General features: G+C 43.8%; 22 protein-coding genes and 4 tRNA genes. 14 read left to right on the top strand and 12 right to left on the bottom strand.

Annotation, left to right across the window (positions count from 1 at the left end):
* Positions 1-14 precede the first annotated feature (14 nt).
* From L2755_RS19125 to L2755_RS19100, 6 genes are all read left to right on the top strand, one after another.
* Positions 15-90, top strand: a tRNA-Val gene (locus tag L2755_RS19125).
* A gap of 46 nt (positions 91-136) precedes the next feature.
* Positions 137-212 (top strand) — tRNA-Val (locus tag L2755_RS19120).
* Between the two features lie 46 nt (positions 213-258).
* Positions 259-334 (top strand) — tRNA-Val (locus tag L2755_RS19115).
* A gap of 45 nt (positions 335-379) precedes the next feature.
* Positions 380-455 (top strand) — tRNA-Val (locus L2755_RS19110).
* Between the two features lie 110 nt (positions 456-565).
* Positions 566-793: a hypothetical protein gene (locus L2755_RS19105; protein ID WP_101089292.1), complete on the top strand. Its 228-nt coding sequence runs from the start codon at positions 566-568 to the stop codon at positions 791-793.
* A 298-nt stretch (positions 794-1,091) separates the two neighbouring features.
* Positions 1,092-2,309: an MFS transporter gene (locus tag L2755_RS19100; protein WP_248982272.1), complete on the top strand. Its 1,218-nt coding sequence runs from the start codon at positions 1,092-1,094 to the stop codon at positions 2,307-2,309.
* A 93-nt stretch (positions 2,310-2,402) separates the two neighbouring features.
* Here L2755_RS19100 and L2755_RS19095 read toward each other — a convergent pair whose 3' ends face one another.
* Complete coding sequence (locus L2755_RS19095) at positions 2,403-3,629, bottom strand: MFS transporter (protein ID WP_248982271.1); 1,227 nt, start codon at positions 3,627-3,629, stop codon at positions 2,403-2,405.
* A gap of 181 nt (positions 3,630-3,810) precedes the next feature.
* Between L2755_RS19095 and L2755_RS19090 the strand changes: the two genes are divergently transcribed.
* Positions 3,811-4,692, top strand: coding sequence for a LysR family transcriptional regulator (locus tag L2755_RS19090; RefSeq protein ID WP_248982270.1), 882 nt, complete (start codon positions 3,811-3,813; stop codon positions 4,690-4,692).
* 35 nt (positions 4,693-4,727) lie between these two features.
* Here L2755_RS19090 and maiA read toward each other — a convergent pair whose 3' ends face one another.
* The 5 genes from maiA to phhA form a co-directional block, all read right to left on the bottom strand.
* Positions 4,728-5,381, bottom strand: a complete 654-nt coding sequence (maiA, locus tag L2755_RS19085; RefSeq protein ID WP_248982275.1) for a maleylacetoacetate isomerase — start codon at positions 5,379-5,381, stop codon at positions 4,728-4,730.
* Positions 5,382-5,511: 130 nt separating this feature from the next.
* Entirely contained in the window at positions 5,512-6,498 is a 987-nt protein-coding gene (locus L2755_RS19080; RefSeq protein ID WP_248982269.1) for a fumarylacetoacetate hydrolase family protein, read from the bottom strand.
* A gap of 256 nt (positions 6,499-6,754) precedes the next feature.
* Positions 6,755-8,299: a transcriptional regulator TyrR gene (gene tyrR / locus L2755_RS19075; RefSeq protein ID WP_248982268.1), complete on the bottom strand. Its 1,545-nt coding sequence runs from the start codon at positions 8,297-8,299 to the stop codon at positions 6,755-6,757.
* Between the two features lie 227 nt (positions 8,300-8,526).
* Positions 8,527-8,868 carry a 4a-hydroxytetrahydrobiopterin dehydratase gene (locus L2755_RS19070; RefSeq protein ID WP_248982267.1) on the bottom strand — a complete coding sequence of 114 codons (342 nt, stop codon included), beginning with the start codon at positions 8,866-8,868 and terminating at the stop codon, positions 8,527-8,529.
* 94 nt (positions 8,869-8,962) lie between these two features.
* Entirely contained in the window at positions 8,963-9,754 is a 792-nt protein-coding gene (gene phhA / locus L2755_RS19065; RefSeq protein ID WP_248982266.1) for a phenylalanine 4-monooxygenase, read from the bottom strand.
* 457 nt (positions 9,755-10,211) lie between these two features.
* Here phhA and galU point away from each other — a divergent pair, with 457 nt between their 5' ends.
* The 4 genes from galU to L2755_RS19045 all read left to right on the top strand — a co-directional run bounded on the left by galU (position 10,212) and on the right by L2755_RS19045 (position 13,318).
* Entirely contained in the window at positions 10,212-11,117 is a 906-nt protein-coding gene (galU, locus tag L2755_RS19060; RefSeq protein WP_248982265.1) for a UTP--glucose-1-phosphate uridylyltransferase GalU, read from the top strand.
* 50 nt (positions 11,118-11,167) lie between these two features.
* Positions 11,168-12,181: a UDP-glucose 4-epimerase GalE gene (gene galE / locus L2755_RS19055; protein ID WP_248982264.1), complete on the top strand. Its 1,014-nt coding sequence runs from the start codon at positions 11,168-11,170 to the stop codon at positions 12,179-12,181.
* 58 nt (positions 12,182-12,239) lie between these two features.
* Positions 12,240-12,716 carry a ferredoxin-type protein NapF gene (gene napF, locus L2755_RS19050; RefSeq protein WP_248982263.1) on the top strand — a complete coding sequence of 159 codons (477 nt, stop codon included), beginning with the start codon at positions 12,240-12,242 and terminating at the stop codon, positions 12,714-12,716.
* 185 nt (positions 12,717-12,901) lie between these two features.
* On the top strand, positions 12,902-13,318 hold the full coding sequence (locus L2755_RS19045; protein WP_248982262.1) for a bactofilin family protein: 417 nt from the start codon (positions 12,902-12,904) through the stop codon (positions 13,316-13,318).
* A gap of 57 nt (positions 13,319-13,375) precedes the next feature.
* On the opposite strand, the gene L2755_RS19040 is transcribed toward L2755_RS19045, so the two are convergent.
* The 6 genes from L2755_RS19040 to L2755_RS19015 all read right to left on the bottom strand — a co-directional run bounded on the left by L2755_RS19040 (position 13,376) and on the right by L2755_RS19015 (position 20,971).
* Complete coding sequence (locus tag L2755_RS19040) at positions 13,376-14,053, bottom strand: DUF2982 domain-containing protein (protein ID WP_248982274.1); 678 nt, start codon at positions 14,051-14,053, stop codon at positions 13,376-13,378.
* A gap of 142 nt (positions 14,054-14,195) precedes the next feature.
* Positions 14,196-14,933 carry a YdcF family protein gene (locus L2755_RS19035; protein WP_248982261.1) on the bottom strand — a complete coding sequence of 246 codons (738 nt, stop codon included), beginning with the start codon at positions 14,931-14,933 and terminating at the stop codon, positions 14,196-14,198.
* 102 nt (positions 14,934-15,035) lie between these two features.
* Entirely contained in the window at positions 15,036-15,941 is a 906-nt protein-coding gene (mak, locus tag L2755_RS19030; protein ID WP_248982260.1) for a fructokinase, read from the bottom strand.
* A gap of 91 nt (positions 15,942-16,032) precedes the next feature.
* Positions 16,033-16,857 (bottom strand): 3'(2'),5'-bisphosphate nucleotidase CysQ, encoded by an 825-nt coding sequence (gene cysQ, locus L2755_RS19025; RefSeq protein WP_428847818.1) that lies wholly within the window; start codon positions 16,855-16,857, stop codon positions 16,033-16,035.
* Positions 16,858-17,033: 176 nt separating this feature from the next.
* Positions 17,034-19,604, bottom strand: a complete 2,571-nt coding sequence (locus L2755_RS19020; RefSeq protein ID WP_248982259.1) for a glycoside hydrolase family 3 protein — start codon at positions 19,602-19,604, stop codon at positions 17,034-17,036.
* 65 nt (positions 19,605-19,669) lie between these two features.
* A complete protein-coding gene (locus L2755_RS19015; protein WP_248982258.1) occupies positions 19,670-20,971 on the bottom strand; it encodes a sugar MFS transporter in 1,302 nt (433 codons plus the stop codon).
* 445 nt (positions 20,972-21,416) lie between these two features.
* On the opposite strand from L2755_RS19015, the gene L2755_RS19010 reads away from it, so the two are divergent.
* From L2755_RS19010 to L2755_RS19000, 3 genes are all read left to right on the top strand, one after another.
* Positions 21,417-22,748, top strand: a complete 1,332-nt coding sequence (locus tag L2755_RS19010; RefSeq protein ID WP_248982257.1) for a GH1 family beta-glucosidase — start codon at positions 21,417-21,419, stop codon at positions 22,746-22,748.
* 125 nt (positions 22,749-22,873) lie between these two features.
* A complete protein-coding gene (locus L2755_RS19005) occupies positions 22,874-24,202 on the top strand; it encodes a glycoside-pentoside-hexuronide (GPH):cation symporter (protein WP_248982256.1) in 1,329 nt (442 codons plus the stop codon).
* Positions 24,203-24,247: 45 nt separating this feature from the next.
* Positions 24,248-25,249 (top strand): LacI family DNA-binding transcriptional regulator, encoded by a 1,002-nt coding sequence (locus L2755_RS19000; RefSeq protein WP_248982255.1) that lies wholly within the window; start codon positions 24,248-24,250, stop codon positions 25,247-25,249.
* Positions 25,250-25,909 lie beyond the last annotated feature (660 nt).

The raw sequence follows: 25,909 nt of genomic DNA, 5'->3' as shown, positions 1-25,909 counted from the left end.
ATTAGTAAGTCCCAGGTCGATTAGCTCAGCTGGGAGAGCACCTCCCTTACAAGGAGGGGGTCACTGGTTCGAGCCCAGTATCGACCACCATTCTCTGCTAAAGAGAATATAGATTAGTTAACATTAGTAAGTCCCAGGTCGATTAGCTCAGCTGGGAGAGCACCTCCCTTACAAGGAGGGGGTCACTGGTTCGAGCCCAGTATCGACCACCATTCTCTGCTAAAGAGAATATAGATTAGTTAACATTAGTAAGTCCCAGGTCGATTAGCTCAGCTGGGAGAGCACCTCCCTTACAAGGAGGGGGTCACTGGTTCGAGCCCAGTATCGACCACCATTCTCTGCTAAAGAGAATATAGATAATTAAAATTAGTAAGTCCCAGGTCGATTAGCTCAGCTGGGAGAGCACCTCCCTTACAAGGAGGGGGTCACTGGTTCGAGCCCAGTATCGACCACCATATTTCCTCCCTGCTATAGACAATTTTCCTTACTATTTAATTCGCCATTTACCTTCAGTATTTCGCAATTTCAACTATCCTTTAGTATCTTTTATTTTTGGATGAACTCCATGGCAGACGTCAGTCAATCGGCTTCGCTTTCGAGTATTGCCGCCTATTTAAAACTCACCTACCAATATGATCAGCAAACCGCCCTTGTTGAAGCAAAAGAAGTGATGCAAAACCTAGTAAGAATGCGCCAAAAAGGCTTTATCACCGGTTGGTATTTCGACGAACAAGGACATCTTGAATTACTCCCTAGTGACACAGTAATGCATCAGATAAATCCGACTAAGTAAGCATTAGGCATTGCTCCCTAGGTAGTGGGAACTAGGCGCGAGCAAACATCTATCTCCTGTTTACAGATCTTAGATCTGTATATTATCGGCTCCACACATCAGTAAAGTCCCCATTCTACATTCTACACTCTACACTCCACACACAATATACTGATTTAGCATGTAAAAAATCGCCTGTACGTTTTATGGCATAAGAGTGAAGTTCAATATGCACACCAGTTAAGTAAACTATTTTATTTACTTAACTGGTGGTACGTGTAATATTTGCCATTCATATTTCCCGTTAAAGACAAAATCGATGCCACAGACCGAAGCCAAAAGAATATTGATGATCACGCTAGTCGTGACCCTTATCAGTGTTGCCGGCATTGCCCTTCCCTACCCCATTTTAGCGCCACTGTTCGAACAAGGTGAAAGTGCATTAACTCAATTTCAAGGGCTGCCAAAAGAGCTATTACTCGGCATTGTACTGGGTGTTTATCCGTTAGGAATTATTATAGGAAGTTCTTTTATTGGGGCATTATCGGATACTTACGGCAGGCGTCGTTTATTAACCCTGACTTTAGTGGGCAGTGGCATTGGCTATAGTGCAACCGCTTTTGCAGCACTCTCTGGTAACTTTGCATTATTTTGTATTGCGAGGTTAATGACAGGCGTGTGTGAAGGTAATATTTCGATTGCGCGCGCTATTGCAGCCGATCTTCACCCGATAATAGATAAGACTCGCAGCTTTTCGCTCATTAGTGCCATGGGCTACGGTGGCTATCTACTGGGACCTCTTATGGGCGGTTATTTGATTTACTCTGGGATTGAAACGGTATTTATTGTCGCGGCGATAGCATGCTTTTTGTGTGCAGGCTTAAGCCACTTTCTCATGCCTGCAAGCTTAAACAAAACAGTCAAAGCCGCAAGTAATGCTTCCAGCCTTGTGCTATTACGCCAAGCGGATTTACGACGTTTTTTCATGCTTTATCTACTACTAACCATGGGGGTCAATCTCTACTACGAGTTCTACCCATTACATTTAGTGAGACAATTTGACTATAGCCCCGTCGACATTAGTTGGGCCACCGTATTCTTAACGGCATGTATGATTTTTACCAGCATTTGGATCAACCCCAAAATTCAGAAAATGATGTCTCATGCTAGCGCAGGATTAATGGGGGTCATTATCTTTGCCTCTGCACTTGCCACACTCCCTCTTATCACGAGCCAATTATATTTGATTTCTTTTGCACTTATGGGGGCTGGGATCGCCATTTATAATGGTTTTCTGCCAGTGTATTTGTCTAATTCATACCAGAACAATGCGCAAGGACAGCTGATGGGAATGTTGGTGACGATATTCTGCTTGGGCAACTTACTCGCTGCAGGCCTTGGCAGTGTATTGAGTCTGTTTGATGTGAAATGGGCATTATTGAGTGGAGCTTTAGTGACATTTTTTGCCGCTGCGGTGTTCTTTCATGGCCATTTCCGAGCAAAGATATGGCCACAACCGTCGAGTGTATCTATTTAGTCTGTTGATGATAACGCAGGGCTAACAAGCCCGCCTTTAGCTTGTTGCAACACATGGCACAAAGGCTCTACTTTAAAACAGTAGCTCACAATATTAAGCTGTGAATGACAGCGGACTTTTTGCACTCATTGGCGATATCAACTTACTGACAAGCACCGCCAATACACTCAAGCAGATCATTGAGCCGAAGACAACGCCTTGCCAGCCCCAATGTTGCCAGAACGGCAACAAGTAAGGCCCGCCAATTGCGGCGCCGAGATAATAACTACATAAATACAGCGCGGTGGCTTTGGCGCGATGTTGCTTGGCGATAAATGCCACCCAAGCATTACAACTACTGTGAATAAGAAAAAATCCAAATGACGAGATGAGAAACCCTAAATAGATGGTCAGGACACTATCAAAAAGGGTAAACAATGAACCAAGCATTAGCGCTATAACTGACAAACTAAAGACGCCTTTAATGCCCAGTTCACTGATCCATTTAGCACTGCGATAGGATGCGTAAGTGCCGCTTAAGTAACAAAGGAAAATCAAGGTGACCTCGAAGGGCCCTTGCATAAAGGGGCTCGCCATTAGATGCAGCTGGATATAGCTAAATTGATTGACCATCACCATGAATGCGACGCCACCAACCAAATAAATCAACCTCAGCTTTGGATTCGCTAGGTGCTCACAAAAACCTTTTAGATCTGACTGCAGTGATAGTTTTCCGAATTCAAGTTTAGGTTTAACAAATTGGCTCTCTGGTAACATTATTGCGGCGAGTAGCGTGCCGAAAAGCGATAAAGCAGCCAACAACATCATAGCCTCATGCCATTGCAAATATTCAGACATTATCCCGCCCAATAACCGGCCCGCAATACCTCCAATACTGTTGGCTGCAATATAAATGGCACCCGCTTTTAACAACACATGACCGCCAAGCTCATCTTTGAAATAAGCCATTGCCATCGCCGGCACCGAAGCCAGCAAAACGCCCTGCACCATCCGCAGTGCAACCAGCTGACTAAAATCACCAATAAAGATCGCGCAAATATCAACCATGACGAGCAGATAAAGGCTAATTAATATGGGGCGTTTACGGCCGATACGATCTGACATCACTGCAAACAGCAATAATGAAAATGCCATCGTGAAGCTGGTCACCGACAACAATAACGTCCCATGGGTTTTCGACACTGAAAATGTCTCAGCGATCAGCGGAAGCATCCCCTGAACAAGGTACAAATTAATAAAAATGACAATTGAAGCAATCGATAACCCGCCAATTAATTGGAGTTCGCGCTTACTTTTACTCTGTACTGCTGTATTGCTCATAATAGAATGACTTTTCACGACGTTGTCTCAGTGCAATGATCATAGCAATGCTAGTTGTATAACGATAATAACTAAAAACAGCTCTATTAATTGATTTTTGTTATGGTAAGTTAATCTCAAAATTGGCAGTATAACCACTCAATGCCAATACATTTCGTCGTTACGCTTAAGTGAGTTTGCTATGGATATAAAACAGTTAAAACATCTTGATGCATTGATAACCTCAGGAAGCTTTACTAAAGCAGCACAGCAATTAAACATAGCGCAACCAGCACTCAGTCAGAGCATTAAAAGGTTAGAAGACTCACTAGGGGTTACTTTAGTCGACAGAGGGGCTCATAAGCGCAGTAAGGTGCTTTCATTAACAGCTGAGGGACGCGCACTACATCACCACGCTACCCTAATAATTAAAAACATGGCGCAAGCCGAAGCACATATTAAATCAATGGCAAACTTAACCAAAGGCGAAGTGAGGGTTGCCGTACCTGGCATGCTGGGGTCTTTTTACCTGCCAAGCCGATTAATGGCATTTAGACATCAACATCCAGATTTGAAGTTATCGCTATTTGAAGGGGGAACCCGTGACACATTAAAAATGCTGCTACGAGAAGATGTCGATATCGCCATCATTACCGCCAATGATCTAAACGAACACTTTGAAAGCCACCTTTTGCTGCAAGAACAAATGGTTGTTGCCGTGGGTAAACATCATCCGTTAGCAAATCAAGCGACCGTGCCCCTAGAACAGTTTTTCCAACACGATTTAGTGCTCTTTAAACAGGGTTACTTTCATCGGGAGTGGATGCTTGCACAAGCAGAGTTATTGGGCCTTAATGCCAGTATTGCGTTCGAGACTAATCTTATCAATCTCATCAAACAAGTAGTTGCTCAAGAGTATGGCATTACTAGCGTTTTAGAGATGGTGATTGAACCCCATGACAACATACTGGCAAAACCTTTTGAGCCGCCAGTGTATTTAGACCTGCACATAGCGTGGAAAAAACAGCGCCCGATCAGTAAAGCAGACCGAGCGTTTGTGGAGTTCTTAATGGAAAATAGATAATGGAAATCAGATAGAGCAGCAATCTAAATTGCTGCCTATGTTGCGTCGTGCTGATTCTCAGGAAGAGCATCAATAAAAACTTGCTCCGCTAAGCAATTGGCATTGACTCGTACAATGTTGGGAAACAGTGTCATATCCACCTTAAAGCGCTCAGCATTATAAACTTGTGGCACCAGGCACAGATCAGCTAAGGTAATATTATCGCCAAAACAGAACCTACCGCTATATTGTTGCAATTGCTGTTCTAAGGCGGCAAAACCTTGATGTACCCAATGGTGATACCACGATGCTTTAGCACTATCGCTAATAGCTAATTCTGCCGCCAAATACTGCAGAACTTTTAAGTTGTTTAAAGGATGAATTTCACAGGCGACGGTCAGTGCCATCGCTCTTACAATCGCTTTATCAAATGCACTTTGGGGCAGCAGTGGATTGTTGCTATGCATATCATCAAGATATTCAATTATCGCCAGCGACTGCGTTAATACTAGCTCTTGTCCATCTTCATCCGTTGTCACCAATGTTGGCACCAACTCTTGCGCATTCAATGCCGTGTATTGTTGCTGATGCTGTTCACCGCCGTTTTTCACCAGATGAACCGAGAGCTGCTCAGCTATTATCCCTTTGTAATTAAGCGCGATACGCACGCGGTAAGCAGCGCTTGAACGCCAGTAGCCATATAATTTCATCATTTTTACTTCCCTATTTAATTCTATTTCGCTGGCTCACATGCCTTATCAGGCCTATAAACAAAAAAGAGTTAACTCATAGGAGCTAACTCTTCTTTATATTCAGTGAACAAATGGCAGTTCTGAAAAGTTACGCTTTATACTCAACAATCTGCTGATCAATAGTGCCAAATATTGACTTATCATTTTCATCAAACATTTCAATACGCACACGGTCACCAAAGCCCATAAATGGCGTCGACGGTTTTCCGTCGGCAATGGTTTCAAGCATGCGAGTCTCTGCAAGACAGCTTGAACCCGCACTACGATCATAGTTAGAGATCGTTCCAGAACCAATAATGGCACCCGCACCTAGAGGACGAGTTTTAGCGACGTGAGACACCAATTGACTGAAGTTAAATGTCATGTCCACACCGGCATTTGGGCGCCCAAACAGCTCATTATTCAGATGAGTGACTAATGGCAGATGCACTTTACTGTCTTGCCACTTATCGTTTAACTCATCGGGCGTGACCGCGACAGGTGAGAAACTGCTTGAGGGCTTAGCTTGGAAGAAACCAAAGCCTTTGGCTAGTTCACCCGGGATCAGGTTTCTTAGTGACACGTCATTTACCAGCATCAGCAGTTTAATATGCTTGGCAGCATTGTCACTTTCAATCCCCATAGGTACATCATTGGTAATAATGGCAATTTCAGATTCAAAATCGATGCCCCACGCTTCACTTGCCAATGGAATGTCTGCCGTCGGTGCAATAAAGCAGTCTGAGCCGCCTTGGTAAACGAGAGGATCGGTCCAGAATGTCGCTGGCATCTCTGCACCACGAGCCTTACGTACCAATTCAACATGGTTTACATAAGCACTGCCATCAGCCCATTGATAAGCTCTTGGAAGTGGTGATAAACACTTCGCTTGGTCAAACACAACCGCGTTATCCATCAAACCTTCGTTTAATGCATCATAAAGCTCTACCAATTGTGGATTGAGTAGATCCCAAGAATCTAGCAACTGCTGCAAAGTATGAGCAATAGCTGGAACCGCAACCGCTTTAGTTAGATCACGGCTAACTAACATTAATTGACCATCTCGGCGGCCATTATCATAACTTGCTAACTTCATACTCACTCCTAATAAAATGTGGCTAGCTGATGATCCCAGCTTTTGTATGCTGTTTTAAATGAATCAAGCTTACGCCTAGATCTACTTGCCATAGAAATACATTAAGTACGGCAATAGTGGAATAGCGTGAGCTAAATCACACTTACCTACAATTGCATCCAATTTGTAAATATATAATTACAGCCTAGATAAGATAGGCTGTAATGGGAATTATTAAGCTGCTATTGCTGCTCAAGCAATGGCTGGCAATCTGCTGTTACAAGGCTTTCTGTTTGCTAATTTTGTATTCACGTAACTTATTGGCGATTGCGGTGTGAGACACACCTAATTTTTTAGCGAGTTGACGCGTGCTTGGATAAGCCGGATATAATCGTCGCAGTAAACTGGCTTCAAACTGCTTCATCGCTTGCTCAAGACTACCTTCAAATTGATGATCAAAATAGCCAAAACCTTCTGCATAGGATGGCAATTTAAGTTGGTCCACAGTCAATTCAGCACTGCCATCCCACATAGACACGGCTCTAAAAATGGCATTTTTAAGTTGGCGTATATTACCCGGCCAAGCATAAGCAAGTAAGTGCTCACGACATTCACCTGAAATACGGCGAATTGGGATAGAGAGTTGTTGGCTGTAATGTTCTAAAAACATTTCTGTCAGTGGGATCACGTCAACTTTTCGCTCTCGAAGCGACGGTACATGGAAGCTTAAGACGTGGATGCGATAGTAAAGATCTTCTCTAAACTCACCAGTTTGGCACAGCTCGGCTAGATTTTTTTGAGTCGAACAGATGATACGAACATCGCTGCGCACCTCTTCATCTCCCCCCACACGTCTAAAGGTACCGTCCTGTAAAAAGCGTAATAACTTAACTTGTGCAGACCGAGACATCTCAGCAATTTCGTCTAAAAAGAGCGTTCCGCCCTTTGCTTCCTCAAAAAATCCGCGCTTGACCACAGTGCCATTACTCACATAACCAAATAACTCCTCTTCAGCTGCACTGTCTGGCATTGCGGCGCAATTAATCGCAATAAAAGGCTGTTCACGACGCATGCTGGCGTCGTGACACGCTCTTGACATTAACTCTTTGCCGGTACCAGTTTCTCCTGTGATCAATAATGGAGCGTCCAACTGAGACATTCTGCGGGCCTGTATCAGTACCTCTTTCATTTTATCGCTGGTTGCTAATACATTTTCAAAACCTGTGGTTTGGTTTTGCAGTGCATTAAATTGTTTACCTAAACGTGCGGGTGACTTTAATGACACGACAGCGCCAGCAAGAATTGGGTTCTCACTGCCGTCAGGCAAATAGATAGGCAACATTTCAGCTAAATATTCATTCTCACCAATATTGACCCGAGTCGCTTGCGCCAGCACGGTTGATTCACTCAACCAACGACTAAAATTAAAACCTTGTACCCAGTGACCGATTGATTCCTCTATGACCTCATGCTCAGCCATACCGATAATATGCAAGGCCGATTCATTCACAATACGAATACGCCCTTTTATATCGAGGGAAAATACCGAATCAGGCAGTGTCTTTAACAAAGTTTTTAACGCGTAATGTTCTTGCTCAGACGGCATAAAGGAAACGGTTCGAACATCATGTACCCCTTCAACCTTTCGGATAAGCGGCAATAACTCACTGAGCATATCAAAGCTAACTTCAGCAAATTGCAGATACAAAAAACCTTGATTACTAGCGTCGATAGCAAACAAGTTAATGCCATAATCTTCCATTATCAATAATATATCTTTCGCTAGACCGACTCGGTCCAAACAGCTGACTTCCAAGCGCATACTATTGCAGTCCCTTTTCTAAATAATTGTTATTGGGATAAAACTAAAATACGACTAGTAACCAGCATTCAGCGACAACGTATTCAGCCCTGTGAGAAGAGCAGATAACTGTTAATCATATTTCGCCTATACGTTAAAAGGTTATTAGTGTTGTGGCAAGACTTGTTTACAGCGGGTTTGTAATATATAAAATAAACTCGCGCCAGTAGATCTGACGCGAAGCTCGATTAGTCGGCTAAAAGTGTATCTGTCTTAGCAGCCATTATGAAATCATTCTTGTGTAGCCCTTTAACTGAATGAGACCACCATGTTACCGTCACTTTTCCCCACTCAGTCAAAATACCTGGGTGATGAAAATCAGCCTCAGCAAGATCGGCAACCTTATTAGTGAACGCCATTGCTAACCTAAAATTCTTAAACTTGTACACCCGCTCAAGCTGCATAATGCCGTCACGTACCTCTACAGTCCAATCAGGGATCATACGCACAAGTTCACCGAGTTCAGCATCACTCACTTTAGGTGCATCAGCTTGACAGGCTTCACACTTCATTTGGGCTAATTCAGTCATTATCTTTCCTCTAATTCTGTTATTTCTATCATCATTCTAAAACGTGTCCTTTGGTTTTAGTATTCACTTCAAACCAAGGTTCTTTTAATCATAATTAACCCGCTTTAGCAGGATAAGTTGCTGCAAATAACCCCAGCTGCTGTGCTTTTTTTACTGCGCCCATAATATCCATTTCAGCGATGCTATCGAGCTCACTGATACTGTTTATTGCGTAATAGATCGGCTGCATAATATCGATACGATAAGGAGTACGCATAACATCAACCAGATCGAACTCCCTGATTTCGGGCTCATTACCCATCACAAACAGTGTTTCGCCTGGCGAACTTATAATACCGCCACCATAAATACTCAGCTTGTTATTTTCAGCACGAATGATACCGAATTCAACGGTAAACCAATAAAGGCGCGCCAAATAAACACGTTCCTCTTTGCTTGCAGCTAAGCCCAATTGACCATAAAGATGTGAGAAGTGAGCAAAAGATGGATTGGTCAGTAGTGGACAATGTCCGAAGACCTCATGGAAAATATCTGGCTCCTGCAAATAATCAAGCTCTTCACGACTCCGAATAAAGGTCGCCACCGGGAATGATTTATTCGCTAATAGCTCAAAAAACTTACCAAAAGAGATAAGTGCGGGTACCGCGGCGGTTTTCCATCCTGTCGTTTCTTTTAAAACCCTATCTATCTCACTTAACTGTGGGATCCTATCGCTTGGCAATGCCAGACGCTCAAGTCCATCTAAGTAAGCTTGGCATGCTCGGCCGGGTAAATTGACAAGCTGTCTTGAATAAAGCTCTTGCCAGATATCATGTTCATCTTGTGGATACTCAATACTGCCACTTGCATCAGGCAAGCGAGCGATATACTTCGTTGGTTTGCTCATGGTGATAAAAACACTAGTGACTATTTCCTATCTCCATAGTCAACTAAACTCAGCTTTTTGTTAACTAGATCACAGTTTATTCTTTACTCGTTCCACGTCGATTAGCGTAACGAATATGTTACGTATGCCTTGGCCATATCAATAAATCCTTTATTAACAGCCAATTTAATGTATGCAAATATTTACACTCCTTTTAGTCGCTATAGAGATAACGCAAAAATATGCACCACTAAAAAGCGTCGAATCGAGTTTTCACCTCCAGTGGCATAAACAACTGAACAAAAAACATAAAAGCCATTGAGTGCGTTCTCAACAACTAATGGGCAAAATATCGCCTTACAATCACCAAATACAATAAATATCAATTGGCTTCAGTAAAATCACAGCACAGATGATAAAGATTCAGTATAGAATAGTAATGAAGCGCTAATCCATTGATAGGAAAAGTAGGAATACAATGAAACAACATAAGATTTTGAAAGCAGTGATCCCGGTCGCAGGTCTTGGTACACGGATGTTACCAGCAACAAAAGCGATGCCTAAAGAGATGCTGCCCGTTGTGGATAAACCCCTTATCCAGTATGTTGTCAAAGAAGCGATAGCGGCCGGTATTAAAGAGATTGTACTGGTAACCCATGCCAGTAAGAATTCAGTTGAAAACCATTTCGACACCAGTTTTGAGCTTGAAGCGCATCTTGAGCGTCGAGTGAAAAGACAGTTACTGGCAGAAGTGCAATCCATTTGTCCAAAAGACGTGACCATCATCAGTGTGCGTCAGGCCCAAGCAAAGGGGTTAGGTCATGCCATTCTTTGTGCTAAGACGATTGTTGGTGATGCCCCTTTTGCGGTGTTACTGCCTGATGTTATTGTCGATGATGCCAGCAGTAATTTAGCGAAAGACAATTTGGCGCAAATGGTCGAGCTATATGACGAAACCGAAATTGGGCAGATCATGGTAGAAGGCGTGCCTCACGATCAAGTCGATCAATACGGTATTGCTGATATTGGTGGCCAAGAGCTAAAACCAGGTCAATCAGTGCCGCTTACCCAGTTAGTTGAAAAACCAGACATTGATGACGCCCCGTCTAACTTAGGTGTGGTTGGCCGTTACGTGCTGCCAGCTGACATTTGGAAATACCTAGCAAAGACTCCAGCTGGGGCCGGCGATGAAATCCAATTAACCGATGCGATTGCCATGTTAATGGAAAATCAACCGGTTAATGCCTATTACATGCAAGGTAAAAGTCACGACTGCGGTAACAAATTGGGCTATATGCAAGCCAATGTAGAGCATGCCTTGCGCCATAAAGATATTGGCCCAGAGTTTGCTCAATATATAAAAGACATAGCAAAAAATCTTTAATATTTATTCTTCTCATTTAGTAAAAAAGCCTAGCGGTATAGGATATTGAAATGACAATTTTGGTAACAGGTGGTGCAGGTTACATTGGCACACATACGGTGGTTGAACTGCTAAATAGTGGCAGTGATGTCGTGATCCTCGATAATCTAAGTAATTCGAGTGTCACCGCATTAGAGCGCGTCGAGAAAATCACCGGTAAGTCAGTGACCTTTTATCAAGGCGATATTCTCAATAAACCTTTTCTGCAAAAGCTGTTTACCGATCATGATATTGAGTCTGTTATTCATTTTGCAGGCCTTAAAGCGGTTGGAGAGTCAGTAGAGCAACCGCTTCGTTATTATGAAAACAACGTTACTGGCACCATTATATTGTGCCAAGTGATGGACGAGTTTAACGTTAGAAACTTAGTGTTCAGCTCTTCAGCAACGGTTTATGGCGATCCCGCATCGCTACCGATCACTGAAGATTTCCCAACGGGCGCAACAAACCCATACGGGCAATCTAAGTTAATGGTTGAAAATGTGCTGGCTGACTTACATCATTCCGATCCGAGTTGGAATATTGCTCGTCTAAGGTACTTCAACCCAGTTGGTGCTCACGATAGTGGCCTGATCGGTGAAGATCCAAATGATATTCCCAATAACCTGATGCCGTTTATTTCCCAAGTCGCAGTCGGTAAACGAGAGCAATTGAGTGTGTTCGGCAATGATTACGATACCGTTGATGGCACAGGGGTGCGCGATTACATCCACGTCGTTGACTTAGCCATTGGCCATTTGAGAGCACTTGATAAACTCCGCACTAAGCCAGGTTTAGTGACTTATAACCTAGGCACGGGTCAGGGCTATAGCGTGTTGGAGATGGTTAAAGCGTTTGAAAAAGCCAGTAACACCACCATAAAATATCAATTGGTAGCAAGACGCCCAGGTGATATTGCCGCTTGTTATGCTAATCCACAAAAAGCGCAAACAGAGCTAAAGTGGCAAGCGACACATAATATTGATGACATGGCGCAAAGTAGCTGGCATTGGCAGTCAAGTAACCCTAATGGTTACAGTAGCTAGAGCGAATAATACGTTAGGCCAATCTAAACAGTAACTTACACAACCGAGAGTACTACTGATGAGCAGTATCAATCAAAGTCGACGTCGTCTTTTTAGTCGCAAGAAACATGATACTGTCCATCTTCCTTGGGTGAAGAAAGACATAGAGTTCACCGATGAATGCACCCGTTGTAATAAGTGTATTCAGGCCTGTGAAACCAACATCATCATCAAAGGCGACGGTGGTTTCCCTGAAGTCAATTTTAACATCGATGAATGTACTTTCTGTCAGCGTTGTGTAGATATTTGCCCTGAACCTCTGTTTACCGCAACAACGGAGGCACCTTGGGCGATAACTGCCGCAATACAAGACAGCTGTATGGCCTACCAAGGTATATGGTGTCAAAGCTGTAAGGATGCCTGCGATGAAAGTGCCATCAGCTTTACCATGGCAATTGGCAAAGCTCCTCAACCACACATTGATGTAGATGCTTGCACCGGCTGCGGCGCATGCGTTGCGCCTTGTCCATCGAATGCAATATTAATTAAACGCTAAGTAAATATTTATTACACACTGATTAACGTAAATATTTTTCACGTTAACATTGCTGCTCATCCATTCTGTAAACCTATCAAGGCTAAAGCCCGCGACATCCTGCACTATTGAGCCAAAATATAAGTGGTTTTTTATTGTGCTTTTTCAGGTAACATCAAGCGACCTTGATTAACAGCGACGCATTTATGTTTAACAGAAAAAGAAGCGGTGGGCTCACTTTTATCGCCCAAGGAAGCAAGCTAACCGGAGAGAGCGAATTCAGCGCCGAGGCATTAGTCTCCGGTGAGCTTTATGGCTATATCCAATCCACCAGTAGCATTACCATTGAGCAAGATGGCCTTATCGATGGTGTATTGAACTGCCAAGAGCTACGTGTCTCTGGCACATTTCGCGGTAAATTAAACTGCAATAAGCTCAATATAACCAGTACCGGAGTTGTTGACGGTGAAGTGACTTGTCAATCGATGGAGATTTTTGAAGGCGGGCAATTTATCGGTATGCGCATTCGTGATGATATCGCCTTCTTGCCGGCATCTTCAAAAGACAAGCAAGAGGCCGCTAAACCAGTACAGATTGAAGAAGCGCAATTATCAGCAAACTAATGATCCGCAAAGAGCTAAGTTTATAAAACAGTCTAACTTTTATAAACTTAGTTTTAGTTAGCTCTCTAGTAACAGTGCCAACCTATGATACTCACGCATGAGTGCAATAAACTCATCAGCAGGCCTATCTAATGCATCGGTAGCAATATACAGGTGAAAACCTAAATGGCTGCCTAATATGCGGCATCGATGACCAAACATCGCCAATACGCCTTTATAGCGGTTATCGTCTTCTATAAAAGGGGTAAACTCTTCACTCATTTGGTTTTCCAACGTCGAGAGATCTTCATCTTGCGCCGACGCCGTCATCAAAAGTGGTCTTTGCTCGGTCAGCAACCCAATAGCTAAGCGCAATGAGATGCACTCTAAGATTGGGCCAATTAATCTCAGTTTTATCCCAATATAGGGCAAAGTCAGTGTTTCCACCCCTTGAGTCACCCTAGGTTGATCAAATCTTTGGATATTCCCCCATGCTATTTTAACCTCACCACGCCGATGGAAATAGCGGATCCCGTCAGTATCGATACTTAACGTCACTTCCGGCTCAAGCAATTTAGAAACACCAAGCACCGCTGAAATAGCACCGAAACCAAAACAAACAATCCCAGGTGCAAAGAGGTGACTGCCGTTGAGAAAGAGGGCTATTCCAGTGATGAGTCCAGTGATCCCTGCAAAAGTAAGGGTTAATCCGTTGCGTTTGTTGATGGGTTTTATCAGGAGAGGTTCTATGTGCAATTGTTCCAAGGTGGTGTCTGCTATAAGTTGATTAATTAAGAGGTTCAGGCGATAAATTCAGGTTATAATACAAGAGAGTAGAGTACTTATACCCATCCTACCTGAAGATACAGGATTCAGTGGGATGGATATAAATCATGACTTAATTTGCATGCTTTAGTTTAAACCAAGCCAATCCAAGGTATTCGTGGATAGCGCGCTGTGACGATAACAAACTTTGCCCATCAAAATACCACCAGTAAGTTTTTCTTTGGGCGAAATCTGTTGGTGCTGCAGTAACATTGAGCCCAGCATTTTCAAATATCGCCATGGCGCGCGGCATATGGCTCGCAGAAGTCACCAACCTAAATGGCGCATCCATTACTTCCCACTGCATATATTGTGCTTCCTCGATGGTGTCTTTAGCAAGCGGGAACTTAATAATCGAATTTGGGTTAACGCCGAGTTCAACCGCGGCATCAAACATGACATCGGCATGTGCTCGCTGGTTCATCCCACCGCTCCAACCGCTGACCACTAATTTGCAGCCGTCACCTAATGATAATTGTCTTATCCCTTCACTTAAACGTACCAAAGCCGTATTGGATAACTGCTGCACCGCTGAATGGTTCTCTGCCTCATCATGGCCACTCCCTAGCACCATCACTAAGCAGCTTTTTCCCATAGGCTGGTTATTAACTAAATATTGGTCTTCAAGTGGAGCGAGTAGTGCATTACTGCCGAGACCGCTGCACAAGACAATAAGCATGCCGGCGGTGATGGCAAGGAGACTTCTTGCCATCTTTCGATTACGGATAACAAGGTAGGCCAGCACAATGATAATGATCGTTAACGGGACTGGCATAAATAGCTGGGAAACAATCTTTTTTAACCAAAACATCAAATAAGAACCAGAAAAAAAGATGAATAGAACAGCAAGCTTAGCATGTTTTTTACATGCTAAGCTTAACGATTGCTCTCAATCACTAGAGAATCGAAGACCTTAAGTTTCGTGCTTACTCCAAAGCCAAGCGGCGCCGCGAACGCCAGAGGAGCCACCATACATATTTTGTACAACCGGGGTACGGCATTCACCACCAAGCACGTATTTAGGTAAGATATTTGGCAGCAATGGGTAGATAGCGTCAATGTTAGAGACGCCGCCACCAAGGACGATAACATCGGGATCTAAGATATTAATCACGTGTGCAAGTGAACGCGCTAGCCTATCGATGTATCGATCAAACGTCTCTTTTGCAAGTCGCTCTCCGGTCTCCACTCTTGCGGCGATTTCAATCCCGCTCACCGCATTGCCACCCGCTTGCTTATAGTCACGTACAAAACCAGTGCCTGAAATGAAGGTTTCAATACAGTTTTGATTACCACAAAAACAACTTGTTGAATTAAACTCATCGGCATTCATCCATGGCAGAGGGTTATGTCCCCACTCGCCACCGATACCATTACCGCCAGCATGTACTCTGCCGTTGATAGCCACTCCAGCACCACAACCAGTACCAATGATAACGCCAAAAACAACGCCTTTACCTGCAGCAGCACCATCAACCGCTTCAGACACTGCAAAGCAGTTTGCGTCATTAGCCACTCGCACTTCTCGGTCGAGACGCTTACCTAAATCAATATCCAGCGGATGATCATTTATCCAAGTTGAATTGGCATTTTTAACTAAACCAGAATAAGGCGATACCACACCAGGGATCCCGACGCCAACAGTGCCTTTTTTACCAAGGTAAGACTCAGCTTCATTCACTAAAGCCTCTATGGCATCTAAGGTCGCCACATACTCTTTTGGCGTGGGTATACGTTTACGAAAAAGCTCTTCACCTTCGCCACTCAGTGCAACCAACTCTATTTTTGTCCCACCTAGATCGATGCCAATCCGCAACATTTATCCCTCTCCCTTAATCGTAGTGATCATTATTCTAATTATAATATTGAGACACAAGGTACTAATACACGGTGTCATTTAAACGCTATGGTTATTCCCAATGCGGTGCATAAGCAATAAAATATGGATTTAAAATGTCTGATTTTTGATTGTAACCCAGTGCTTTGTCACTGCCATATTGCAGCACTTTGCCACCAGCACTTTCCAGTACAGCTTGCGCTGCAGCGGTATCCCACTCACTCGTCAGGCCAAGTCGAGGATAAATATCAGCTTCACCTTCAGCCAATAAGCAGAATTTGAGTGAACTTCCTACACTCTTCATCTCATGCTCACCCAGCGCCTTTAAATAAGTCTGTAACCCTGGGCTAATATGAGAACGACTGCCTACCACTCTTGGCAGCGCTTGTTTATTCGCTGCCATCTTAGTCAGTGGCCGTTGTGTGCCCGCTTGCTTCAACCAAGCCCCTGCACCATGGTTGCCGAAATAGCATTTATCTAAAACGGGAGCGTAAACAACGCCGGCTATCGCTCGCCCTCGATGAATGAAGGCAATGTTAACGGTAAACTCACCATTGCGCTTGATAAACTCTTTGGTGCCATCAAGGGGGTCTATCAACCAGTACGACTGCCATTGTTTTCTTTCATCCCATGTTACTGTCGTTGACTCTTCAGACATCACTGGAATATTTGGCGTTAGCTTAGCAAGTGCCGCCGCAATAACGTTATGGCTTGCTAGGTCTGCTGCGGTGACTGGGCTATCATCCGTTTTGATCTCAACCGCAAAGTCACCGGTTGCATAAATGGTCATAATCGCATCGCCAGCAGCGACAGCAATATCGACTATCGACTCCAACCAAACAGGGTTGAAAGCCTCGACTTTACTGTTTCGTTGTCTTACTGACGTTTGTGTATCAATCCGACTCAAGGTGTTCTCTCTCTTATGATTAATATGCTCTGCTCGCCATTATGCCACCGACCCAAAACAAAATTTAATAACCAATTGCTCAATCTAGGTCTAAAAGAGACTAAGCCACTCTCTACCGCAATATAATGTCCATGAATTCGCATTTCAACTTGCAAACAAAGCGTACACTACTGGCATTGAATCGTTGCTTGCTCATTATCTTCAAGCGGTTTCATTTCTATGTCGGCGATGCTCACCGTTAATGGGCCAGCTGTAGACAATGAGAATGGCGAGTTAATTTTGGCAAAATCGACCCCTGAATCACTGAAACATTTAAGCTCAATGCTGACAGTCTGCCACTGACTTTTTGGTAATGGGACTAATGCGTCAGTAATATTTAATGGCTTGCCACAATCGGTATCACAACCCATGGCAATATAAACCTCATCACTAATATCACTATCCACTTTTAGGGCAAAAGAGAGGACAGCGTTAGACTCAACGACGGCTCTCAAATCTCTTGGGAAATTACTTCTGAAATTAATATAACCAAGAGCTTCACCATTAAATTCGACGCGTCTTGCATCTTCCTGAACCACTTTATCAACAGTGCGTAAATACACGGTCTCACCTTGTAAAACGCTACTGGTCACTGGGAGTTGTTCGTTGTCGCTGCCAATTGACATCACCCACGGTGCTTGTACCGAACGGGTAAAAATAGCGACGGATTGAGATTCATCATTGTTAGCAGCAGCGACTTCGCTCAAGGTTTCAAGTACCGTTTCATCAGCGTAACTCAAGCCAAAACCGTAGGGAAAAAGCGGTTGATAATCATCATCAAAGCGGTTTACTGCCGTTTGTGCCGGACTGTTTGGCCAAGAAAATGACAACTTACCGCTCATATCGAACTGCGTCTGGGCATCGGCATGGCTAAACAACACTTCGGCAACCCCAGCGCCTTCACTGCCTGGTAACCAAGCCGCGACAAAGGCATCGGCCGCATTTAACTCTGCATTTACCCACATTGGTCTGCCGCTGATAAAAATGGCCACCACAGGTATACCTTGCGCCTTGAGCTTTTGCAGTAGTGCCAAGTCTCGCTTATTACCGCGTTGATACTCTAAGTTATCAATATCGCCATTACCTTCTGCATAGGGCTCCTCACCAAAAACGACAATCGCGACATCTGGCTTAATCGCAAAATCGCCCGTAGGACTTAGCATCGTTTTACCACCCGCTTTTGATACCTGTGACTGAATGCCATCATATATTGAACTGCCACCAGGGAAGTCTGCATTGGTATTATTGGTGCCTTGCCAAGTAATCGTCCAACCACCCGATTGCTTACCAATGTTATCCGCCGCATCCCCTGCCACTAATACCACTTGGTTTGGTGCTAATGGCAATAGATTGCCATTGTTCTTTAGCATCACCAGTGACTCTCTTACTGCTTGCTTCGCAACGTCGCGATGTGCCTTAGCGCCGATTAACTCAGTTTTACCCGATAATGTTCGCTGTGCCGGACTTGGTTTATCAAACAAGCCAGCCCGCATCTTCACTCTAAGCACGCGCGTCACCGCATCATCAATGCGCGACATGGGTATTTCGCCGCTATTAACCTGTGCAATGGTGTTTTCAAAAAGTGGTTTCCATACTGGCGTCGGTACCATATAAACATCTAGCCCGGCATTGGCTGCTTGTGGGCAACTGTCATTACTGCAACCCGCAATTTGGCCGTGACCATTCCAGTCGCCAACAACAAAGCCATCGAAACCCATCCGATCTTTCAATACATCCGTTAATAAGTATTTATTACCGTGATTCTTAACACCATGCCAACTATTAAAAGATGCCATCACAGTTTGGGCGCCTGCGGTTAATCCACTAACATAACCTTGGGCATGAATATCAAATAGCACTTGTTCTGTCGCAATATTATCACCTTGGTCGATACCGCCAACCGTGCCACCATCCCCTAAAAAATGTTTGACGGTTGATATCACCCTTTCGTCACCCAAAAAGTCTTGTTCGGCTGAACCTTGTAAGCCTTTCACGATTGACGCGGCATAGGCGCTAACAATTTCGGGATCTTCAGAATAGCCCTCATAAGTGCGGCCCCATCGATCATCACGCACTACGGCAACAGTCGGAGCGAATACCCAATCGATACCAGTCACCATCACCTCTTTGGCGGTAATCGCGGCGATCTGTTCAATGAGTTGAGGGTTGTTGGCAGCGCCTAATCCAATATTGTGCGGGAAGAGTGTCGCGCCGATGACGTTGTTATGGCCATGAACCGCATCGGTGCCCCACATCGTTGGAATGGTTGAACCATCGATAGAGTCATCTACCGATGCTTGGTACATAGCTTCCGCTAACGCAATCCAATCAGCAGGTGTGGCATGCTTATCATCATTAGGAAATGCGCCGCCCCCATTAAGATAGGAGCCAAAGCCATAAGTGCGCATATCTTCCACAGTAATGTCACGGATTTCAGGTTGGATCATTTGCGCGACTTTTTGCGCTAATGTCATCTCACTGACCATGCTGGCAATCGTCTTTTCCATCTCTGCTTGAGGCTTGACTTCAAGTTGCAGCTTCGGCCATACCACCGCGGCATCACGCTGCTCAACTGGCTTAGCGCCTTTAAGTGAGCAGGCGCTAATACCGGTAATCATCAATGCTGCCGCCAGCAAGGTAGTCGTGGGTTTAATCGCTATCGATACAGTTCGTTGCTGGTTTAACTTATTGTTCGTCATTATTTAATTCCCTTTATATGACCGTATATGGATAGTTAACTGAGTTTTCATCATCAAACATTCCATCACGCCTGCTTCCTGCTAGAAACCTGTTCAACACGGCTCCCTTTAAGACCATAGAACAAAATATAGCCATAGCACAGTACCGGTAGGAAAAATGCCAGTTGAATACCTATGCTATCCGCTAATATGCCTTGCGCTAGAGGTAAAATCGCACCACCAACAATGGCGAGACATAGCCAGCCAGAGCCTTGAGATGTGTGCGGCCCTAGATTTTGCAGTGCTAAGCTAAATATCGTTGGGAACATGATTGAGTTAAATAACCCGACGGCCAAAATAGCAAACATAGCCACTGGACCCGAACTCACTATCGCCACGCACACTAACAAGGCAGCCATAGTCGCATTAAAGGCCAGCACTTTCCCTGGCGGAATTTTTTGCATAATAGCCGAGCCGACAAAACGCCCTATCATGGCGCCGCCCCAGTAATAAGTGATGTACTTAGCCGCATCCACCTCTTGCAGACCCGCGATATTCGCTTCGCCTAAAAAGCTCACGAGGAAACTACCAATAGACACCTCAGCGCCGACATAGACAAAAATGCCTAATGCGCCCAGTGCCAAATGGCGATGCTCAATCGCGCTCGTTTTACCTAAGAACTCAACCGCTTTACCATCTGAACGGGTGCTTGAATGGCCTTTTATAACCGGTAGTTTAAGTTGTGAAAAAATAACAGCTAGCATTGCGAGCATGGCCGACAATATCAAGTAAGGAAGTTTCACTTGTTCAGCTTCAGCTTGTGCCTGCGTTAGCTCGCTAACAGCACCAGACGCGACTGATAGAATAAGCACCGCACCAAAATAAGGCGCTACTGTGGTACCTAGCGCATTGAATGCTTGGGTTAAATTCAAACGACTAGAGGCGGTTTCAGCTGTGCCCAATGCATTCACATAGGGGTTCGCTGCAACCTGTAAAATAGTAATACCCGATGCGAGTACAAACAATGCCCCCAAAAACAGACCATATACCGCTTGATCAGCCGCTGGATAAAACAGCGCGCAACCAATACTGGCAATCACTAACCCCGTGACTATACCGCGTTGATAACCTATTTTTTTAACCAACTGGCCAGCAGGCATAGAGACCAGAAAATAGGCACCGAAAAAACAGAATTGAATCAACATTGCTTCAGTGTAAGTCAGCGAGAAAACAGCTTTCAAATGAGGGATCAAAATATCATTCAAGCAGGTAATGAATCCCCACATAAAAAACAACGATGTTAGCGATACTAATGCAAACGTGTGCTTTTCAGCTCCACTAGATGCTTTTAAGTTATTGTTATCTGACACTATTGGCGAGCTAGCCATATCCACCCCTTATTAATCTCATATCTCTTATAGTCAATGCACCGCAATTTCATCTGCTCAATAAAGCAAAGCTTTAGCCACGGTTCAAAAGTTAATCGCTTGCTTCACCGTTACATCATCACAACTATGTTAAACAAATGTGTTGACCTTTTTCCGGTTAGGCTCTAGTCTCGATGTAAGCGCTTTCATTTATAACATATTCACAACCAAGATCAACAGAAATATTAACACCGGATGTGAGCGCTTTCATTGGTAATGTACTTGTTGATAATGCAATTTTCTTCGCCTGAAATCTTGCTCTATGTCGACTAACAGTGAATTACGGTAATGATTTGGAAGGTTCAATCATGCTATTAGTGCGTAAAAGATACCGAACTACTTACTAATAATATTGATGATTGCGCTGTGTATTTTTTATCACTATTAGGAAATGGCTAACATCACCATGAAGATTTCTCTCCCTCTCAATTCAATAATGCAAAAGAGTGACTTTATATTTGGAGTTGCCACGGCCTCATTTCAAATAGAGGGTGGTATTGACTCTCGCCTTCCCTGTATTTGGGACACTTTTTGTCAAACACCTAATAAAATTCGTGACAATTCAGACGGCTCAGTCGCTTGTGATCACATCAGTTTGTGGCAACAAGATGTAGATCTTATTGACTCTCTAAATGTTGATGCTTATCGTTTTTCCATCTCTTGGCCTAGGGTCATCAATGCCGAGGGCGAGCTTAATCAACAAGGAGTAGACTTCTATATAGGTTTACTCGATAAGCTGATTGAAAAAGGGATCAAGCCCTATGTGACCTTATATCACTGGGACTTGCCACAGCATTTAGAAGATAAAGGCGGTTGGCTAAATCGAGACACAGCTTATAAATTTCGCGACTATGCTGACTTAATATCTAAAGCTTTGGGCAATAGAGTGATCTCCTACGCCACACTCAATGAGCCATTTTGTAGCGCCTATTTAGGTTATGAAGCGGGTATTCATGCTCCAGGTATTAAGGGTCGAGAGTTTGGTAAAAAAGCGGCGCATCACCTGCTACTAGCTCATGGTTTAGCCATGCAAGTATTGCAAAAAAACTGCCCCGATGCGTTAAACGGTATTGTGCTCAACTTCACTCCTTGCTACCCAGCCAGTGACTCTCCAGCGGACAGAAATGCTAGTCGCATTGCCGATGCTCATTTTAATCAGTGGTATATAAAGCCGCTATTTGATAAATGCTATCCAGATATAATTGAAACTCTACCAGACATAGAGCGACCCAACATTCTCGACGGTGATATGGAGATCATTGCCCAGCCACTCGATTTCATGGGGGTTAACTTCTATACCCGAGCCGTTTACCAAGCCTGTGCTTATCATCAATTTGAGCAAATAGAAGTGCCAGACGTACCGCACACCGATATTGGCTGGGAGATCTATCCTAAAGCCTTGACTGAGTTGTTAGTGTCGTTAAATGATATGTATCAGCTACCACCTCTTTACATTACCGAGAACGGCGCAGCGATGGACGACAAAATGACTAACGCTGCGGTTAATGATGAAGACCGCATCCAGTATTACCACCAGCATCTCAATGCGGTAAACGATGCCATTGAAGCCGGCGTGAACATTAAGGGCTATTTCGCTTGGAGCTTAATGGATAACTTTGAGTGGGCAGAAGGCTACTTAAAGCGCTTTGGTATCGTTTATGTCGACTACCAAACCCAGCTGCGTACGCTTAAAAATAGTGGTAAAGCGTATCGAGATTTTATCTCGATACGCTCATAACAGGCTTTAAAACCAGACTCAAAAAGCTTATGTTCTCTAACTTGCTTGCCACATTCAATTAATGTGCAGCAATTTAAGTTAAGCAGCAATAAAATAAGAATAAAAATAAAAACAGTGAGGCTAAGATGCTTAAAGTAAAAGAAAAAATTGCCTATGGTTTAGGTGATACCGCCAGTAACATCATTTTCCAAACCGTAATGATGTTTCTCCTGATCTTCTATACCGATGTAGTGGGCTTATCACCTGCGGCAGTGGGCACATTGTTTTTGGTTGTGCGGGTGTTCGATGCCATAACAGATCCATTAATGGGCTCTCTCGCCGATAGAACACGCACCCGTTGGGGGCAGTTTCGCCCTTACTTACTCTGGCTAGCACTGCCTTTCGGACTCATCAGTGTGCTGGCTTTTACAACGCCAGATTTAAGTGATTCTAATAAGCTTATTTTTGCTTTTGTCACCTATACGTTATTAATGATGGTCTATACCGCCATTAATATTCCCTATTGTGCTTTGGGCGGCGTACTCACCGCTAAGCCTTCAGAGCGAGTGTCAGTGCAATCTTATCGATTTGTCTTTGCAATGCTCGGTGGGGTCATAGTCGCGTCTTGCACTCTGCCTTTAGTTGAATGGTTTGGTAATGGCGATACCGCAAAAGGCTATCAACTGACAATGGCTGCCATGAGTATTTTTGGGGTAGTGCTGTTTATTTTGTGCTTTTTGGGTACAAAAGAGCGGATTTCGACACCTGCGCAGCAGAAGACTCATTTCTGGGTTGGCGTAAAACACCTATGGGGAAATGACCAGGCTCGCATTCTTTGTATCGCGGGATGTTTCCTGTTAACGGGGCAAGTACTCAAATTCACCCTCGCCGTCTACTACGTTAAATACTTCCTAATGAGAGAGGATTTGATTACTGCCTTTATGACAACCGGCATGGTCGGCAGTATGCTTGGTTGTGCGCTTGCACAGGTTCTGGCTAAAAAGGTGTGTAAGATCAAGGCCTATATTAGCTTGCAGATCATTGCTGCGACTATCTGTGTACTAAGCTACTTTATCGCAGCCGAACAGGTTACTTTAGCTTTTGTCGCTTTCTTCTTATGGAAGTTTTTCCTTGATATGGCGACACCATTACTATGGGCTAAAATGGCGGATGCGATAGATTACGGTCAATGGAAAACCGGGGTTCGCATAACAGGCATGGTTTATTCAACCATCATATTCTTCATCAAATTGGGCGTCGCCCTCGGTGGCGCACTGGCAGGATGGGCATTAGCCTATTACGGCTACCAAGCCGATGTTGAACAAAGTGAAGCAACAAAATCAGGCATTTTATTGTCATTCACACTATATCCTGCAATTGGCGGTTTAATTGTTGCAGCAGTGATGAAGTGGTATATCTTGGACGATAAGAAAGTTGAGCAAATTCAAAGTGAATTAAATGCTGCTAACGCGTAATATCAATTTAGATATCTAGGTAGTTAGGCGTTTTAGAGGGAATATATGGCGACGATTTACGATGTGTCAATACTGGCTGGTGTCTCACTCGCGACAGTATCGAGAGTGATGAACAAGAACGCTAAAGTGAGTGAGAAGACACTGAAAAAAGTGCAAGATGCAATGGATCATTTAGGCTATCGGCCTAATGCCATTGCACAGTCACTGGCTTCCAATCGTTCAAATAGCGTTGGGATCTTGGTCTCCGAACTGCACGGCCCCTTCTATGGTTCAATGCTTAGCGGTATTGAAGCGGAGCTTAGAGTGGCGCAGAAACACGCCATCATTGCGGCGGGTCATAGTGAAGAAGCGTTAGAGAAAGAGGGTATTGAGTTTCTTATCAGCCGTCGCTGCGACGCATTAATCTTGCATGTGGAAGCAGTGTCTGACGATTATCTTATCGATCTTGTGGAAAAAGAGGTGCCGATTGTACTCATTAACCGCTTTATTCCTTCCATCGCTAATAACTGCATTAGTCTCAATAATGAGCTTGGCGGCTATATTGCTGCCAAAGAGATGATTGACCAAGGCCATCAAGAGATAGCTTACATATCGGGTCCCAACTGGAAAATGGATGCCAGCGATCGTCTACAAGGCCATCAAAGGGCCTTGAAAGAGTTCAATATCACTTATAACCCTAAGTTAACTTATGAAGGTGACTACCAGGAAGGAGGCGGGAGCGACGGGTTAGCGTATTTATTAGAGAGCAATTTTCCCTTTAGCGCTTTAGTCTGTGCTAACGATGAAATGGCTGCTGGTGCGATGAATTTAGCGCGAGAAAAGAACGTCTTAATCCCAAGGGACCTATCCATTATTGGCTTTGATAACATCATTTTAGCGCAATATATTCACCCTAAATTGTCAACTATAGATTACCCAGTGAAACAGATGGGGCAAATGGCTGCTAGATGGATATTGAAAAATACCTTTAAGAAGCCTGAACTTGAGGTTAAAAACGTATTTGAACCTAAATTAATTAAGAGAGATTCAATCATTTCTCATGGCTAGCTCTTAACGTTAACTAATCACTTGAGCCAATGGCTAAATAAAGACGGTAAAGAGTCACTCTTTAACCGTCTTTTTTATTGCGAGCTATTTATAACTATCCGACCTGAAGATGCAAGATTTAGGATTCTGATGGATGGGTATAACGCCCAATAGAGCAAGGTGACTCAACGGCTAAAATCCTTTGGCACTACCTCTCCCCAATGTCAGAAATGCGACTTTAATTAACATTTAGGCAGCATCGGTGTAGGTAAAAACAAATAGAAGTGAATGCGCTTACACTAATTTTATTTCAATATTTATCCATTAGCGGCTGTAAAAATAGCGGTTAGTCATTTTGTAATTACTATAAACGTGCAACATAGAAGCCTGATAAACCACTGATGAACATTTAACTGGGTTTATTATCCAATTAAACATCGGTTTATAGTAGATAGCTAACTATTTCCAGTTGAGCATTTTCTCATTATCTTCAAAGCATATTAACGCCACTATTTGCGTTCCTCATAATAATATTCCTAAGCACTCATTTTTAGCTGCAGCCCTTGCTACACATGGATAGTTAACTAATGAAAAACAACCATGGTTACAGGAATGTTAATCAACGGTGAATTTATGTTGACCTTGGTAACGAATTCCCCTAGGTTTGTGTAAGCGCTTACA

The organism is Shewanella abyssi, assembly GCF_023284025.1.
GTDB lineage: Bacteria > Pseudomonadota > Gammaproteobacteria > Enterobacterales > Shewanellaceae > Shewanella > Shewanella abyssi.
This window is presented reverse-complemented; position numbering and strand designations above follow the sequence as displayed.

Bases quoted from the DNA above. Each gene is read 5' to 3' on its own strand.
- L2755_RS19105 (WP_101089292.1), top strand. From the start codon at position 566: ATGGCAGACGTCAGTCAATCGGCTTCGCTTTCGAGTATTGCCGCCTAT.
- L2755_RS19100 (WP_248982272.1), top strand. From the start codon at position 1,092: ATGCCACAGACCGAAGCCAAAAGAATATTGATGATCACGCTAGTCGTG.
- L2755_RS19095 (WP_248982271.1), bottom strand. From the start codon at position 3,629: ATGAGCAATACAGCAGTACAGAGTAAAAGTAAGCGCGAACTCCAATTA.
- L2755_RS19090 (WP_248982270.1), top strand. From the start codon at position 3,811: ATGGATATAAAACAGTTAAAACATCTTGATGCATTGATAACCTCAGGA.
- maiA (WP_248982275.1), bottom strand. From the start codon at position 5,381: ATGAAATTATATGGCTACTGGCGTTCAAGCGCTGCTTACCGCGTGCGT.
- L2755_RS19080 (WP_248982269.1), bottom strand. From the start codon at position 6,498: ATGAAGTTAGCAAGTTATGATAATGGCCGCCGAGATGGTCAATTAATG.
- tyrR (WP_248982268.1), bottom strand. From the start codon at position 8,299: ATGCGCTTGGAAGTCAGCTGTTTGGACCGAGTCGGTCTAGCGAAAGAT.
- L2755_RS19070 (WP_248982267.1), bottom strand. From the start codon at position 8,868: ATGACTGAATTAGCCCAAATGAAGTGTGAAGCCTGTCAAGCTGATGCA.
- phhA (WP_248982266.1), bottom strand. From the start codon at position 9,754: ATGAGCAAACCAACGAAGTATATCGCTCGCTTGCCTGATGCAAGTGGC.
- galU (WP_248982265.1), top strand. From the start codon at position 10,212: ATGAAACAACATAAGATTTTGAAAGCAGTGATCCCGGTCGCAGGTCTT.
- galE (WP_248982264.1), top strand. From the start codon at position 11,168: ATGACAATTTTGGTAACAGGTGGTGCAGGTTACATTGGCACACATACG.
- napF (WP_248982263.1), top strand. From the start codon at position 12,240: ATGAGCAGTATCAATCAAAGTCGACGTCGTCTTTTTAGTCGCAAGAAA.
- L2755_RS19045 (WP_248982262.1), top strand. From the start codon at position 12,902: ATGTTTAACAGAAAAAGAAGCGGTGGGCTCACTTTTATCGCCCAAGGA.
- L2755_RS19035 (WP_248982261.1), bottom strand. From the start codon at position 14,933: ATGTTTTGGTTAAAAAAGATTGTTTCCCAGCTATTTATGCCAGTCCCG.
- mak (WP_248982260.1), bottom strand. From the start codon at position 15,941: ATGTTGCGGATTGGCATCGATCTAGGTGGGACAAAAATAGAGTTGGTT.
- L2755_RS19020 (WP_248982259.1), bottom strand. From the start codon at position 19,604: ATGACGAACAATAAGTTAAACCAGCAACGAACTGTATCGATAGCGATT.
- L2755_RS19015 (WP_248982258.1), bottom strand. From the start codon at position 20,971: ATGGCTAGCTCGCCAATAGTGTCAGATAACAATAACTTAAAAGCATCT.
- L2755_RS19010 (WP_248982257.1), top strand. From the start codon at position 21,417: ATGAAGATTTCTCTCCCTCTCAATTCAATAATGCAAAAGAGTGACTTT.
- L2755_RS19005 (WP_248982256.1), top strand. From the start codon at position 22,874: ATGCTTAAAGTAAAAGAAAAAATTGCCTATGGTTTAGGTGATACCGCC.
- L2755_RS19000 (WP_248982255.1), top strand. From the start codon at position 24,248: ATGGCGACGATTTACGATGTGTCAATACTGGCTGGTGTCTCACTCGCG.